Annotated in this window: 14 protein-coding genes; 12 read left to right on the forward strand and 2 right to left on the reverse strand. The window is 48.4% G+C overall.

Translation table 11 applies throughout. The features are described from left to right. Positions 1-559 (forward strand): 3'(2'),5'-bisphosphate nucleotidase CysQ family protein (locus tag B3180_RS00030; protein ID WP_286842092.1); only part of this gene is annotated, 559 nt, incomplete at its 5' end. Here the strand turns inward: B3180_RS00030 and B3180_RS00035 are convergent. Further along, positions 531-767 carry a YheU family protein gene (locus B3180_RS00035; RefSeq protein WP_199494047.1) on the reverse strand — a complete coding sequence of 79 codons (237 nt, stop codon included), beginning with the start codon at positions 765-767 and terminating at the stop codon, positions 531-533. The genes B3180_RS00030 and B3180_RS00035 overlap by 29 nt on opposite strands. Then, positions 764-2677, reverse strand: coding sequence for an ATP-binding cassette domain-containing protein (locus B3180_RS00040; protein WP_278358629.1), 1914 nt, complete (start codon positions 2675-2677; stop codon positions 764-766). Before B3180_RS00040 ends, B3180_RS00035 begins: the two co-directional genes overlap by 4 nt. An 81-nt stretch (positions 2678-2758) precedes the next feature. Here B3180_RS00040 and B3180_RS00045 point away from each other — a divergent pair, with 81 nt between their 5' ends. The 11 genes from B3180_RS00045 to B3180_RS00095 all read left to right on the forward strand — a co-directional run bounded on the left by B3180_RS00045 (position 2759) and on the right by B3180_RS00095 (position 14173). After that, positions 2759-2962 (forward strand): YheV family putative zinc ribbon protein, encoded by a 204-nt coding sequence (locus tag B3180_RS00045; protein ID WP_054490719.1) that lies wholly within the window; start codon positions 2759-2761, stop codon positions 2960-2962. 20 nt (positions 2963-2982) lie between these two features. Further along, on the forward strand, positions 2983-4503 hold the full coding sequence (locus B3180_RS00050; RefSeq protein ID WP_224797776.1) for an NAD(P)H-hydrate dehydratase: 1521 nt from the start codon (positions 2983-2985) through the stop codon (positions 4501-4503). Continuing rightward, positions 4496-4954: a tRNA (adenosine(37)-N6)-threonylcarbamoyltransferase complex ATPase subunit type 1 TsaE gene (gene tsaE, locus B3180_RS00055; RefSeq protein WP_054490714.1), complete on the forward strand. Its 459-nt coding sequence runs from the start codon at positions 4496-4498 to the stop codon at positions 4952-4954. The genes B3180_RS00050 and tsaE overlap by 8 nt, the downstream gene beginning before the upstream one ends. Continuing rightward, positions 4951-6261 (forward strand): N-acetylmuramoyl-L-alanine amidase, encoded by a 1311-nt coding sequence (locus B3180_RS00060; RefSeq protein WP_271332178.1) that lies wholly within the window; start codon positions 4951-4953, stop codon positions 6259-6261. The genes tsaE and B3180_RS00060 overlap by 4 nt, the downstream gene beginning before the upstream one ends. Then, positions 6261-7994: a DNA mismatch repair endonuclease MutL gene (gene mutL, locus B3180_RS00065; RefSeq protein WP_286842106.1), complete on the forward strand. Its 1734-nt coding sequence runs from the start codon at positions 6261-6263 to the stop codon at positions 7992-7994. The genes B3180_RS00060 and mutL overlap by 1 nt, the downstream gene beginning before the upstream one ends. Then, positions 7984-8934 carry a tRNA (adenosine(37)-N6)-dimethylallyltransferase MiaA gene (miaA, locus tag B3180_RS00070; RefSeq protein WP_286842108.1) on the forward strand — a complete coding sequence of 317 codons (951 nt, stop codon included), beginning with the start codon at positions 7984-7986 and terminating at the stop codon, positions 8932-8934. Before mutL ends, miaA begins: the two co-directional genes overlap by 11 nt. A 177-nt stretch (positions 8935-9111) precedes the next feature. Continuing rightward, a complete protein-coding gene (gene hfq, locus B3180_RS00075; protein WP_054490705.1) occupies positions 9112-9369 on the forward strand; it encodes an RNA chaperone Hfq in 258 nt (85 codons plus the stop codon). 24 nt (positions 9370-9393) lie between these two features. After that, positions 9394-10683 (forward strand): ribosome rescue GTPase HflX, encoded by a 1290-nt coding sequence (gene hflX, locus B3180_RS00080; RefSeq protein WP_199495209.1) that lies wholly within the window; start codon positions 9394-9396, stop codon positions 10681-10683. 41 nt (positions 10684-10724) lie between these two features. Beyond that, positions 10725-11879, forward strand: coding sequence for an FtsH protease activity modulator HflK (hflK, locus tag B3180_RS00085; RefSeq protein ID WP_278358632.1), 1155 nt, complete (start codon positions 10725-10727; stop codon positions 11877-11879). Beyond that, entirely contained in the window at positions 11879-12772 is an 894-nt protein-coding gene (hflC, locus tag B3180_RS00090; RefSeq protein ID WP_286842115.1) for a protease modulator HflC, read from the forward strand. Before hflK ends, hflC begins: the two co-directional genes overlap by 1 nt. 102 nt (positions 12773-12874) lie before the next feature. Beyond that, positions 12875-14173 (forward strand): adenylosuccinate synthase, encoded by a 1299-nt coding sequence (locus B3180_RS00095; RefSeq protein WP_224797780.1) that lies wholly within the window; start codon positions 12875-12877, stop codon positions 14171-14173. Positions 14174-14362: the final 189 nt, after the last annotated feature.

The raw sequence follows: 14362 nt of genomic DNA on the forward strand, positions 1-14362 counted from the left end.
TGACGGAACTCAGGAGTTTATTGCCCGCTCGGGTGACTTTGCCGTAAACATTGCTTATGTGGAACACAATGAACCGGTTATTGCTGTTATTTTCTGGCCGGTAGGTGAAGCGCTTTATTACGCGCAGAAAGGGTTGGGAGCTTTTAAAAAGGACGCATCAGAAAGTCGGTCTATTAATGTCCGTAAGTTTAATGACCCCAAGACCGACCCCATTATTATTGCCATTAGCCGTCGCCAGGCTAGGGAACCGGTGCTAAACCGCCTTCAAACTGAGCGAGATGTACAGCCTCTGCCAACTGGAAGCTGTTCGCTAAAAGCTTGCTTCATTGCCGAAGGCAAAGCCGATTGCTTTTTACGACTGGGGCCAACCGGCGAATGGGATACAGCCGCGTCTCAGGTAATTGTAGGCGAAGCCGGGGGGCGTATCGTTAATGAAAACTTTGAGCCAATTACCTACAATCGAACGGTCAGTTTGCTGAACCCTAACTTTCTGGTTTTGGGCGACCAAAGCGTTCCATGGGACGAGATCTTCATTGCTCGCCAGGCTCGTTTCCGGTAACACTGTCTTTATCGACAATATCGACGCTTTCGTGTAATTCGGAGAAAACAATAACGGCCTCGCCGGACTTCAATCGTTGCTTCAGTTGCTCGACTTTTGTGTCGAAACTGAGTTCCTGACTGCCGTAATCTGTTCCTTCTCTCAGTACTACGGATTCGAGTAAATTATTCAGTGTCTCTTGATCCACTTCCTGCCAGGGAATAATCATTTGTCCTCCGTTTGCTGTAGTTCTTCGGTTAGCTCTGCCAGCTCTTCTTCCGCTGTCATCCAGACGCTCTCTTGTTGTTGTAAGTCTTTCTGCGCTTGCGCCTGTTGGTCTAATAGTTTCTGTAACTTAGCTTTGTTGGCATCCTCGTACAGGCTGCTGTCGCTGAGTTGTTCATGAATATCGGCCAACTTCAGTTCCAGTGTGTGAATGCTTTTTTCTGCTTTTTCGATTTGTTGGCGCAAAGGTTTTGTCTTTTGTCGTGCTTCGGCTTCTTTGCGTTTCTGTTGTTTGCGATCGTCGCGCTGACGCGTGGCCGGTTGTTCGCTGCGTTTGTCATTCGCTGCCTGTTGCTGCAGCCAGTCATGGTAGGCCTCTAAATCGCCGTCGAAGGTTTCTGCTTTACCATCGGCAACCAGGCAGAACTCATCAACAGTAGTGCGTAGCAAGTGTCTATCGTGCGAAACCACAATCAGCGCGCCTTCGTATTCTTGCAAAGCGGCAACCAGAGCATCGCGCAGACCTAAATCGAGGTGGTTGGTTGGCTCATCTAAAAGTAACAGGTTAGGGCGTTGATAAATAATCAATGCCAGAGCTAAACGTGCTTTTTCACCCCCTGACATGGGTTCGACCGAGCGGGTTGCCTGATCTCCGGAAAAGCCAAAGTTACCTAAAAAGTCACGCAGCTTCTGTTCACTGGCTTGCTTGTCTATGCGCTGTAAATGCAACAGCGCCGATGCTGCCAGGTCCAGAGTTTCCAACTGATGCTGAGCAAAATAGCCAATACTGAGCCCCGGGTTAACCAGCCGCTCTCCGGCCATAGGTTTTAATTCCCCCGCCAGCAGTTTAATCAGCGTTGATTTACCAGCACCATTACGGCCAAGCAACCCTAAGCGGGTACCTGGCACCAGGTTGAGCTTAATTTTCTCTAGTATGGTGGTGTCACCATAGCCCGCTTTGGCGTCACGAAGCGTCAGCAGTGGGTTAGGTAACTTTTCTGGTGTCAGAAAGTGAAAATCGATGCCGCTTTCGGCGCGAAGTGGCGCCTGGTTGGGCAGCTTTTCAATAGCTTTTAAGCGGCTTTGTGCCTGTTTGGCTTTGCTGGCCTTATAGCGAAACCGATCAACGTAGGCTTGCAAATGTTGACGCATAACCTGTGCTTTTTCGTACTCACTCTGTTGCTGAGCCATATGCTCTGCCCGTTGGCGCTCAAACTGAGAGTAATTACCGCGGTAACTGTTCAGCTTTTTATGCTCAATGTGAACAATGTCGGTGGTTACAGAGTCGAGAAAATCACGGTCGTGCGATATCAGTAACAGCGTTCCATCGTATTGCTTTAGCCAGCTTTCCAGCCAGAAAATCGCATCAACGTCTAAGTGGTTGGTTGGCTCATCAAGCAGCATTAAATCGGCACGGGCAATCAGTACCTGTGCCAAATTAAGACGCATACGCCAACCACCGGAAAACGCTTTCACCGGTTGTTGCAGCTGCTGCTGAGTGAAACCAAGGCCGGCCATTAAACTGGCCGTTCTGGGCTGAATGTCGTAGGCACCAATTGCGGCGAGTTTGTCGTGACAGTGCGCAATAGCTTCGCCATTATTGTCGGCCTCGGCTTTGGCAAGTTGCGCTTCTAGCTGACGGAACTCGGCGTCACCGTCCATTACGTAGTCGATAGCGGACTTATCCAGTGCCGGAGTGTCCTGTGCTACGCTGGCTATGCGCCAGTCGGCGGGTAAATGTATGTTTCCGCTGTCGGCACTAAGCTCACCACGCAGCATGGCAAACAGCGAGGACTTGCCGCAGCCATTGCGGCCTACCAGGCCTACGCGGTGTCCCGGGAATACTTGTAAGTCACTGTCTTCAAATAAAACATCACCGCCACGCAACAAGGTGATAGCTTCAGCACGGATCATAAACTACTCTTCATTTTGTACAGCTGTTCAGCTGCGGTATCATAGACATGTTCTGCTCACAATTCTAACACAGGAGCTGTTGTGGCTAGAGAAAAGAAGCGATTTATTGCCGGGGCGGTTTGTCCCAAATGCGATGCCATGGACACGCTCATGCTTTTTATCGAAAACGATATCGAACAAGTTGAGTGCGTGCAATGTAAGCACCGGTTTAGTGAGCCCAAGGAGCAGGGTGGTGGTAGCGAGCGTCAGTTTGACCAGGTCATTGGCGTATTCAAGCCAGACTAACGCACTATTGGGGAGGCACTATGACAAACACCGACGGTAGCCGTTATGAAAACTGCCTTTATCGTGTTGAGCAATTGCAGAAAGGCGAAAAAAAGGCAGCTGAAGCCAGCGCAATGAATATGATGCAGCTGATGTCAGCCGCTGGTAAAGCCGTTTTCAAGCAGTTACAAAGACGCTTCCCGGCACCGGCGCGTATTGCAGTATGTTGCGGTGAGGGCAATAACGGTGGCGATGGTTACATTGTTGCCCGACTGGCTCAGGAGGCGGGGTATCAGGTACAGGTATTTGCTCTAAAGCCCAATGCAGAGCTTTCAGACCCCTTAGAATCTGATGCGCACCGGGCTCGCTCAGCCTGGCGCGAGCAGGGGGGCAACGAAAAAGCCCTGCTCGATTGTGCACCTGATCAGTTTGACCTTGTGGTAGATGCGTTGTTTGGTGTTGGACTGAATAGAGCCCTCGAGGGAGACCCCGTGACCTGGGTACAACATGTCAATGCCAGTTCTACGCCGGTGATCTCAGTCGATGTGCCTTCTGGTTTAAATGCTGATAACGGCCATGTTCCCGGTGCTGCCGTACGCGCCCACCTAACGGTAAGTCTGGTGGCATTAAAGCGCGGTTTACTCACAGGTAAAGCTCAGAACCATACGGGTGAGCTTGTTTTAGAGGACTTAGGCATTGGTGAGACTTTTAAGCAGCAAAATGAAGCCGACTGGTTTCGGGTCGATGCCGGAGGGTTAGGCAATTGGCTACCGGCCCGGGCGCGCTGCACTCATAAAGGCGAACAAGGCCATGTGCTTATCGTGGGTGGACAACCGGGTATGTCAGGGGCGGTGATACTGGCTATGAAGTCCGCCTTGCGAGCAGGTGCCGGTAAAGTTTCAGTGGCGTGCCACCCCGACGTACAAGCAATTGTTGCAGCGGCGCAGCCAGAAGCTATGGTGCATTCTATTAAAGACGAAGATACGTTAAAGCCGTTGTTACGTGAGGCCTCGGCGATTGCTCTTGGTCCCGGGTTAGGGCAAAGCCGTTGGAGTCACGATGTGTTTTCACAAGTGATGAAGGCGGATGCATTGAAAGTGATAGACGCCGATGGGTTGAATTTACTGGCAAGTTATCCAGCCCGGTCGTCAAAGTTACTGCTGACGCCACACCCGGGAGAGGCGGCCAGGTTACTGCAAACGACAGCTGATGAAGTGGAAGCCGATAGGTTTTTAGCGGTAACACAACTACGCGAAAAGTACGGCGCTCAAGTTCTACTTAAAGGCGCCGGCTCGCTGCTGGTCACCGATCGTGGGAGATGCTTGATTGACAGAGGTTCACCGGCAATGGCGTCGGGTGGTATGGGTGATTTATTAACGGGGTTGATAAGCGGCCTGTTAGCGCAAAGAATGGCACCGGCACAGGCATTAATTGCCGGCGCCTTATGGCATGCCATGGCTGGCGAAGAAGCAGGAAAAGATGGCGAGCGGGGAACCTTAGCCTCTGATTTGTTGCCCTATATACGGCGGTTGGTGAATGGATATGGAAGGGATGATGACTGAGGTACACCACTGTAAATTAGCAAATGAAGCTGAGACGCTGGCGCTTGCGAAGAAATTTTCAGAAGTTTTACAAGCTCCTTTGGTGGTCTATTTGAAAGGGGAATTAGGTGCCGGTAAGACAGCATTTTGTCGTGGTGTTATTCAGGCTTTAGGCCATTGTGGCGCGGTAAAAAGTCCCACCTACACCCTTGTAGAGCCTTATCAGCTGCAGGGATGGCGCATTCACCATTTTGATTTGTATCGGCTGGCTGATCCGGAAGAGCTTGAGTACATGGGAATTCGTGATTATTTTGCCGAAGATACGCTAAACTTTATAGAATGGCCTGATAAAGGCTATGGCTGGCTACCGGGGGCGGACATAGAAATCCGAATCGAGTATGCTGGTGAAGGACGTAAAATAACTTTCAGTGCGCTAACTGAAGCCGGACAAAGAATAATTAAAACATTATGATGCAGCGATTTTGGGTGTTTTTGTTTGCTTGTGTTCCTCTGTGGGCATGGGCTGACAATAGTGTAGACAGTGTAAGGGTGTGGCCATCTCCGGATAAAACGCGGGTGGTCTTTGACCTGTCTGATACACCGGACTATTCCTATTTTACGCTTTATCAGCAAAAGCCTTATCGGCTGGTTATTGATTTCAACAATACGTCGCTAAAAGCGAATTTGAATAATTTGGGTAAAGACTCTCTGCTGGTGGATAAAATTCGCACCAGTTCGCCCAAAAACTCCCGTAGCACTCGCATCGTTATTGAACTGGATTCAAAAAGTGACGCGAACCTGTTTACCCTTCCGGCCAACGACTCTTATAAAGATCGCTTAGTGGTGGACTTACCGGGTAAGTCGATTGAGCGCAGCGGACCGGCAAAGTCTGTTTCTGAACTGAAAGACAGGCGCGTAACCGTTGCCATTGACGCTGGTCATGGTGGTGATGATCCCGGTTCTATTGGTCCACGCGGCACCTACGAGAAGCACGTCGTTATTCGTATCGCGCGGGCGCTGGCTAAGCTAATTAATGATGATCCGGGTATGCAGGCTTATTTGATTCGTACTGGTGATTACTACGTAGGCCTTAATGAACGCCCGCAGAAAGCCTGGGATGCTAAAGCGGACTTCTTTGTTTCGATTCACGCTGATGCCTTTCATTCACCTCAGCCCAATGGAGGGTCTGTGTGGGTGCTATCAAAACGCCGCGCGGATTCCGAAGTGGGTCGCTGGCTGGAAAATCGTGAACAGCAATCGGAGTTGCTGGGTGGGGTAACGGACATCCTCAGTAAAAATGGACACGAACCTTATTTGGCTGAAACTCTACTGGACATGTCAATGGACAGTTCTATTGCCGGTGCCTATAGTGCGGCAAAACACATTATTGATGAAATGTCAGCAGTAACCAAAATGCATAAGCGCACGCCACAGGCTGCTAGCCTGGCCGTGCTAAAATCACCAGATAAACCGTCATTACTGGTAGAAACAGGGTTCATTTCTAACCCCAGAGAAGAGCAACTGCTAACCAGTAATGCTCACCAGCAAAAACTGGCGCGAGCGCTTTATAATGGTATCCGGCGCTACTTTGTCAGTAACCCAATCGACAATACTTACTTGGCCAACCAAAGTAGTTTTACCTATACCGTGAAGTCGGGTGACTCTTTGTCTGTTCTCGCACAGCGTTATAACACTACCGTCAAAGCTATTAAATCTGAAAATAGCCTGGCCAGTAATACGCTCAAAATTGGCCAGAAGCTGACGATTCCGAGTCGCTGATGGCTATTCAGCAGTTACCCATTGAGCTGGCGAACCAAATTGCTGCGGGTGAAGTGGTTGAGCGCCCTTCGTCGGTGGTTAAAGAGTTAGTTGAAAATGCGCTGGACGCTGGAGCAACCCAGTTAGTACTGGATATAGAGCAGGGCGGCAGCAAGCGAATAAGAATTCGTGATAACGGCTGCGGTATCGTTAAGCAGGAGCTAACGCTGGCGTTAAGCCGGCATGCCACCAGTAAAATCAAAAGCCTGGATGACTTGGAACATATTGGCAGCCTTGGCTTTCGTGGTGAGGCTTTGGCCAGTATTAGTTCGGTTTCTCGTTTACGTTTAATATCAAAACCGCCGGAGCAAGAAGAAGCCTGGCAGGCCTGGGCCGAAGGCCGGGACATGCAGGTTAATATTGAGCCGGCTGCTCACCCCGACGGCACCACGGTTGATATTCAGGACGCATTTTTTAACACGCCGGCAAGACGTAAGTTTCTGCGTACAGAAAAAACTGAATTCACTCATATTGATGAAGTGATAAAGCGTATTGCGCTCAGTCGTTTTGAAGTTGGTTTCCAACTGAATCATAACGGCAAATCAGTCCGTATGTTTCCGCAGGCGCTGAGCGAAAAACAACAGTTGCAGCGGTTGGCAAAAATTTGTGGTGGTGGCTTTGCTGAACAAGCTTCGACTATCGATGCGGTGGACGGAGATTTTCATTTAACTGGCTGGCTCGTTCCCCCTGAGCATTGCCGGCACCAGGGTGATATTCAATATTTTTTCGTAAATGGTCGCATGATGCGGGACAAGCTGTTGTCGCATGCAGTACGCCAGGCGTATGAAAAGTATTTGCCAAACGAGCGGGTCCCTACCTTTGTGCTCTATTTTGAATTGCCGTCAGAGCAGGTGGATGTGAATGTGCATCCGGCCAAACATGAAGTGCGGTTCCATCGCCAGCGGCAAGTGCACGACTTTATTCTGACGCGTATTGAGCAAGCTTTGATGCAGTTGGTTGCAACAGATAGCCCGCAATCTGCTGTGACTCACCAGCATCATTATGGTTCACAAGAACGCCCGTCAGGACCAACGTCGTTTCCTTCCGGCAGAGCTTCAGGCGGAAGTGTCTTAGGTGAAAGAAAAGCATCAGGTTCGTTGTTGCCAAATGCCGCCCGAGTTCAAAATAGTATCAGTAGCGGACAACCCCAGACAGAGCCAGGAGCGGTAAAATCGGAAGAAAACTGGCGGGTCCTTACGGTTTTTAATGGTGTTTACGCGCTTATTAGAAATGAACAAAACCTGGCCTGGCTAAACCTGGCAAAAGTGCATACCGAATGCGTTGCTCAAAAGCTGATTCAACAACTGCAGGACGGGCTCAATGGCCAGCCGCTGCTAGTACCTGTGGCAGTTAATTTAGCGAATTTACCGGGCCCGGCAAGTCAGTGGCCGCAACAGGAGTTGAATCAGTGTGGCGTAGTGTATCAGTGTCAGCGCGAACAGGTCATTATTGAGCAAATGCCTGAAATGCTGCGTCAGGGGAATGTGGTTAGTGGTTTTACCGAGTTATTAAAGTTATTAACAGAAGGTGCTGAAACTGAGGCGTTGGCGAGTTGGCTTGCGCAGTTTGCGGGTCTTGAGTCATACAGCATCACTCAGGCTGAACATTGGCTTATTCAGTGGCGTTCACAGCTTTTTGAAGCACCGGATGTACTGCAGCGATGCCCGCTACCCGGAGAACGTCATGCACAGTAAGGATGCCGTAATTGCTATTTATGGGCCGACAGCATCGGGCAAAACGGCGTTGTCACTGGCTCTATGCAAGCAACTGGATTGCGAAATTATTTCTGTAGATTCAGCACTGATATACCGCGGTATGGATATTGGTACAGCTAAGCCCAGCGCCGAGGAACAAGCTCAAGTTCCTCATCATTTACTGGATATTCGTGACCCGGCTGAAACCTATTCCGCGGCCGACTTTCAAAAAGACGCTTTGGCATTAATTGAAGACATTCATCAACGTGACCAAGTACCTTTGTTGGTTGGCGGCACCATGTTGTATTTTAAAGCCTTGCTGGAAGGACTCTCGCACTTACCTGAGTCGGATGTGAGCGTACGAGAAAGGCTTTCGGCTGATTGGCATGACAAAGGGTTAGCTGAGTTACACAAGCAACTGCAGGAAGTGGATCCGGTAAGCGCTGAACGCATTCACCCAAATGACCCTCAGCGGATTATACGTGCTCTGGAAGTGTATGAACTCGCCGGTAAAAGCCTGACGGAGCTTACGCGGGAACGCTACGGTCAGTTGGATAAACCTATTTATCAATTTGCGGTGGCTCCGGCAGAACGGGAAGTTTTACACCAGCGTATCGAACAGCGCTTTGATCAGATGTTGGCACAACCTTTTGAAGACGAAGTTAAAAAGCTGTTTGACCGCGATGATCTGCATCCGGATCTTCCGTCCGTACGCAGTGTGGGTTATCGTCAAATGTGGCAGTACCTTGCCGGTGAACTTAGCTATGATGAAATGCGCGAGCGCGGCATTATAGCAACACGGCAGTTGGCAAAACGGCAAATGACATGGCTACGGGGCTGGCCCGGCGTTCATTGGCTGACCACTGGCGATACCGACATGGAAGCCAAAGTATTGAGGGTAATGCAGCAGCCGGCAAAGAAATTTGACCGTCAGGATTGAAATACGACGTTCAAGCCCGCAGATCCAATTTCTGACTAAATGAGTAATTCTTAACGTTTTTCTTATTGCAAAAATTCTTTACTGGTCTAGTGTGTCTTTACAGGTGACTGCAAATTGGCAGTCCTGTGGCTTACTATTTACACATTGGATATTAATAACGATAAAAAGGAATCCAAGATGGCTAAGGGGCAAACTTTACAAGACCCATTCTTAAATGCGTTACGTCGTGAGCGCATACCAGTATCTATATACTTAGTTAATGGCATTAAATTACAAGGGCAAATTGAGTCTTTTGATCAATTCGTTGTCTTATTAAAGAATACGGTTAGCCAAATGGTGTACAAGCATGCAATCTCAACGGTTGTGCCTGCGCGTATCCCACAAAATTATTTGCCGCAGCAAGCCGCAGAAGATATGGCTGAATTAGAAGATTAATAATGAAAGAGAGGTCTGAACAACTTGTTCGATAGGTATGAAGGTGGCGACTACGCAATATTGGTTCATGTGGATTTACCCGCAGAAGTTGACCGAGAAGATCTCTCAGAATTACAACTCTTAGCTGATTCTTCGGGCGTGAAAACGATGGGAGTGATGACATCCAGTCGTAGCTCCCCAACTCCCCGATATTTTGTTGGTAGCGGTAAGGCGGAAGAAATTGCCGAACAGGTGAAACTGTTAGACGCCAACATTGTTATTTTTAATCACGCCCTGTCACCAACCCAGGAACGAAACCTGGAGGCTGTTTGTAAATGCCGGGTTTTAGATCGTACAGGTCTTATTCTGGATATTTTCGCGCAGCGTGCGCGTACTCACGAGGGTAAGCTGCAAGTTGAGCTTGCACAGTTGCGTCATATATCGACCCGGCTGGTACGAGGCTGGACCCACCTTGAGAGACAAAAAGGCGGTATAGGTTTACGTGGACCGGGTGAAACCCAGCTTGAGACCGACAGACGTTTAATTCGCGGACGTATTAAAAACATTTTAAAGCGTCTGGAAAAAGTACAAAAGCAGCGGGAACAGGGTCGTCGGGCACGTAAGAAAGCAGATATTCCGACGGTATCGCTGGTGGGTTATACCAACGCTGGTAAGTCGACGTTGTTTAATCGCCTGACTGAGGCGGGTGTTTATGCGGCGGATCAACTATTCGCTACGCTTGACCCAACCCTCAGAAAACTTGCAGTAGAAGATATTGGCGACGTTATTCTGGCCGATACCGTTGGTTTCATTCGTCACTTACCGCATGACCTGGTCGCTGCTTTTAAGGCAACGCTTCAGGAAACTCAAGAAGCCGACTTATTATTACATGTGGTTGATGTCAGCGACGAACAGCAGCAAAATAATATGGATCAGGTTGCTGAGGTTTTAGAAGAAATTGATGCGGGTGATGTACCTCAGTTAATTATTTGTAATAAAATAGATCAAGTAGACGGTGCCGAACCCAGAATCGATTACGATGATAACGAAAAGCCAATAAGAGTATGGGTTTCAGCTCAACAGGGGCTTGGTATTGAGCATGTGCTGGAAGCGTTGCGGCAGATACTTGGTCCACAGATGGTTGAGCTGTCCCTTAAAATCCCGCACTCAATGGGTAAATTACGTGGTACATTATACCGTTGGAATTGCGTAACATCAGAAGATGTTAACGAAAATGGCGAACTTGCGTTGCAAGTGCGAATGTCATCGGTAGACTGGCAGCGTTTACATAAGGCCTACGGCAATCAACTGGATGACTTGGTCATCCCTGAATAAAAATTATTAGCAACAGTTTTATTAAAAACTTGGAGCACTCAATGGCTTGGAATCAACCGGGAAACGGTAATAACAACGACCGTGACCCATGGAAAAATCAAGGTGGCCGGGATCAGGGGCCACCTGATCTCGACGAAGCAGTTCGTAAACTGTTTTCCAAATTCGGTTTTGGTGGCAAGAAAGGCGGCGGCTCGGGGGGCAGTTCAGGTATCCCGAGTAAAGGCATCGGTATTATCGCAATTATTGCGTTAATTGTTTGGTTTATCGCTGGCTTCTACACAGTAAAAGAAGCCGATCGTGGTGTTGTACTGCGCTTCGGTCAATTCCATTCACTGGTTGAGTCGGGACTTCACTGGCGTCCGGTATTTATTGACTCGGTAGAGCATGTTGACGTTAACAACATTCGCTCAGATAAAACCGACGGTTATATGCTGACTCAGGACGAAAACGTGGTACGTGTTGAACTTGATGTTCAGTATCGTGTTGTTGATCCGCGTTCTTACCTATTTAATGTCGAAGATGCTGACGGCGTATTATCCAGAGCGACCGATAGCGCATTGCGTTATGTGGTTGGTCACACAACCATGGACGAAGTTTTGACCCGTGGTCGTGAAGAGGTCAGAGCCAACACGCTGGAAATGCTGGAAAAAACGATGAATCCGTACACCGTTGGTTTACAGATCGTCGATATTAACTTACTGCCAGCTCGTCCGCCGGAAGCGGTTAAAGACGCATTTGATGATGCCATCTCAGCACAGGAAGATGAAGAACGCTTCATCCGTGAAGCTGAGGCTTATGCTCGTGAAGTAGAGCCATTGGCACGTGGTCAGGTACGTCGTATGTTGCAGGAAGCACAGGCTTACCGTGAACAAATTATCCTGGAAGCTCAGGGTGAGGTTGCTCGCTTTGAAGAGCTGTTACCTCAATATCAAAATGCGCCAGAAGTCACTCGCGAGCGTATTTACTTAGATACGTTACAAGACCTTTATGCAAAAACGCCTAAAGTATTGGTTGACGTTGAAGGTGGTAATAACATGATGTATTTACCGCTTGAAAAGCTTCTGGAAAAGCAAGGTCGAAATACGAATACATTCTCTCCGACGCGTGTTCCTGAAAATGTTTCAGGTGGCTCTTCAAGCAGTGGTTCAGAGTCACAAAATACGCGCAGCAGTAACCGTAGCGGAGGTCGAAACTAATGAAAAACCTAATCGCAATTATTGTTGTGGTCCTGGTCGTTCTGGGTCTGTCCTCCGTTTATGTGGTTAAAGAGGGCGAACGGCCCATCTTAATCCAGTTCGGTAAGGTAGAACGTGACGCTCAGACGGGTGAAGCCATGGTTTTCGAACCAGGTCTGCATCTTAAAATTCCTTTCATTGAGCAGGTTAAAAAGCTTGATGCGCGTCTACAGACGCTGGACGGAGATCCGGATCGCTTTGTAACAAGTGAGAAGAAAGACTTGATTGTTGATACCTATGTCATGTGGCGTATTAATGACTTTTCGACCTTTTACTTGAGTACTAATGGCGGTAACTATCTCCAGGCCGAAGCACTGCTGACACGTCGTATTAACAGTGGCTTACGCAGTGAGTTTGGTAACCGCACTATTTCAGACATCGTCTCCGGCGAGCGTGATGAGTTAATGCGCGAAGCTCTGATTCAGGGCTCAGAAAGTGCTTCAGACTTAGGTGTTGAAGTGCTGGATGTTCGGGTTATGCAAATCAACTTACCGAACGAAGTGAGTCAGTCCATTTACCAGCGTATGCGTGCAGAACGTAATGCGGTGGCGACAGAGCACCGTTCAGAAGGTCGTGAGCAGGCTGAGTTTATTCGTGCTGATGTTGACGCCCGTGTCACGGTAATGCTTGCTGATGCTAAGCGTCAGTCACGTGAATTACGTGGTGAAGGTGATGCGGAAGCAGCGAGAATTTATGCTGAGGCGTATCAAAAAGATGCTGAGTTCTTTGCATTTATTCGCAGCATGGAAGCTTACAGTAGCTCATTCGGTACCGGCAATGACATGTTAGTGCTGGATGCGAACAGTGACTTCTTCCGTTATTTACAAAATATGATGGGAAAATCTGAAGAGTAATCAAGAATGAGCGTCTGATGTGATCATCAGGCGCTCTCCTCCGATGTACAAACCCTCCGATAAAAGGTAAGATCGCTCCGATTTTTTTTACGCGGGGCAATCATGAGTCAGAACGTTGTAATTCTAGGCACCCAATGGGGTGATGAAGGCAAAGGTAAAATTGTCGACCTGTTAACCGATAAAGCCACAATGGTTGTGCGGTATCAGGGTGGACATAACGCTGGACACACATTGGTTATTGACGGTGAAAAGACCGTTCTGCATTTAATTCCTTCAGGTATTCTACGCACCAACGTTCAGTGCGTTATTGGCAATGGTGTCGTTTTGTCACCTGAAGCGCTGATGGAAGAAATGGCCATGTTGGAAGCACGTAATGTTCCTGTTGCTGACCGTCTTCGAATTAGCAAAGCCTGCCCTCTAATTTTACCATTCCATATTGCTCTTGATCAGGCACGTGAGCGTGCCCGAGGTAAAGAGGCGATTGGAACAACTGGTCGTGGTATTGGTCCTGCGTATGAAGATAAGGTTGCCCGCCGCGGTCTGCGCGTTGGCGACCTGTTCGATATGAAACGCTTCGGTGAAAAGCTAAAAGAACTGGTCGACTACCACAACTTCTCTTTGGTTGAATACTACAAAGCTGATCCGATTGACTTTGAAACGGTTCTGAAGCAATGCGAAGAATTCGCTGAAGTATTAAAACCAATGGTAGCCGATGTACCATCGTTACTGGATAAGGCTCGCAAAAACGGCGAGTCAATAATGTTTGAAGGTGCGCAGGGCACTTTACTGGACATTGATCACGGTACTTATCCCTACGTCACCTCTTCAAATACGACTGCCGGTGGCGTTGCTACAGGCGCTGGTTTTGGTCCTCGTTATATTGACTATGTGTTAGGTATTGTAAAAGCCTATACCACTCGTGTCGGTAGTGGACCTTTCCCGACAGAACTTGATTGTGAAGTGGGGCAGTATTTAGGTGAAAAAGGCCATGAATTTGGTGCAACAACGGGACGTAAACGTCGTACTGGCTGGATAGACGCCGTTGCCATGCGCCGGGCTGTACAAATCAACTCTATCAGTGGCTTCTGCTTAACTAAGTTAGACGTATTAGACGGCCTTAAAGAATTGAAAATTTGTACCGGCTACCAACTTGCTGACGGCAGTGTGACCGATCACCCGCCGTTATCTGCAGAAGATTACGAAGTTGTTGAGCCTATTTACGAAAGCATGCCTGGCTGGCAACAAAGCACAGTAGGTGTAACAAAGCACAATGAGTTACCTCCTGAAGCGCTGGCTTATATTGCCCGTATTGAAGCCTTAACAGGTGTTCCGGTAGACATCATTTCAACCGGTCCTGATCGTAAAGAAACCATCGTTTTACGGCACCCTTTTGGTAAGTAAACGACTATAGTATATGTTACTAAAAGACGGTCAGTTTTCATCCGATGTAGATAAAAACTGACCAGTCAGAACAAAAAAATCAAAAAAATTGCACGCATCTATTGCACTATCAAATTTAGTACCATAGAATGCGCTCCACCTAACCGGGGTGCCGGCATAGCTCAGCTGGTAGAGCAACTGACTTGTAAT

It is taken from the genome of Idiomarina sp. UBA4206 (assembly GCF_002383015.1).
Lineage (GTDB): Bacteria > Pseudomonadota > Gammaproteobacteria > Enterobacterales > Alteromonadaceae > Idiomarina > Idiomarina abyssalis.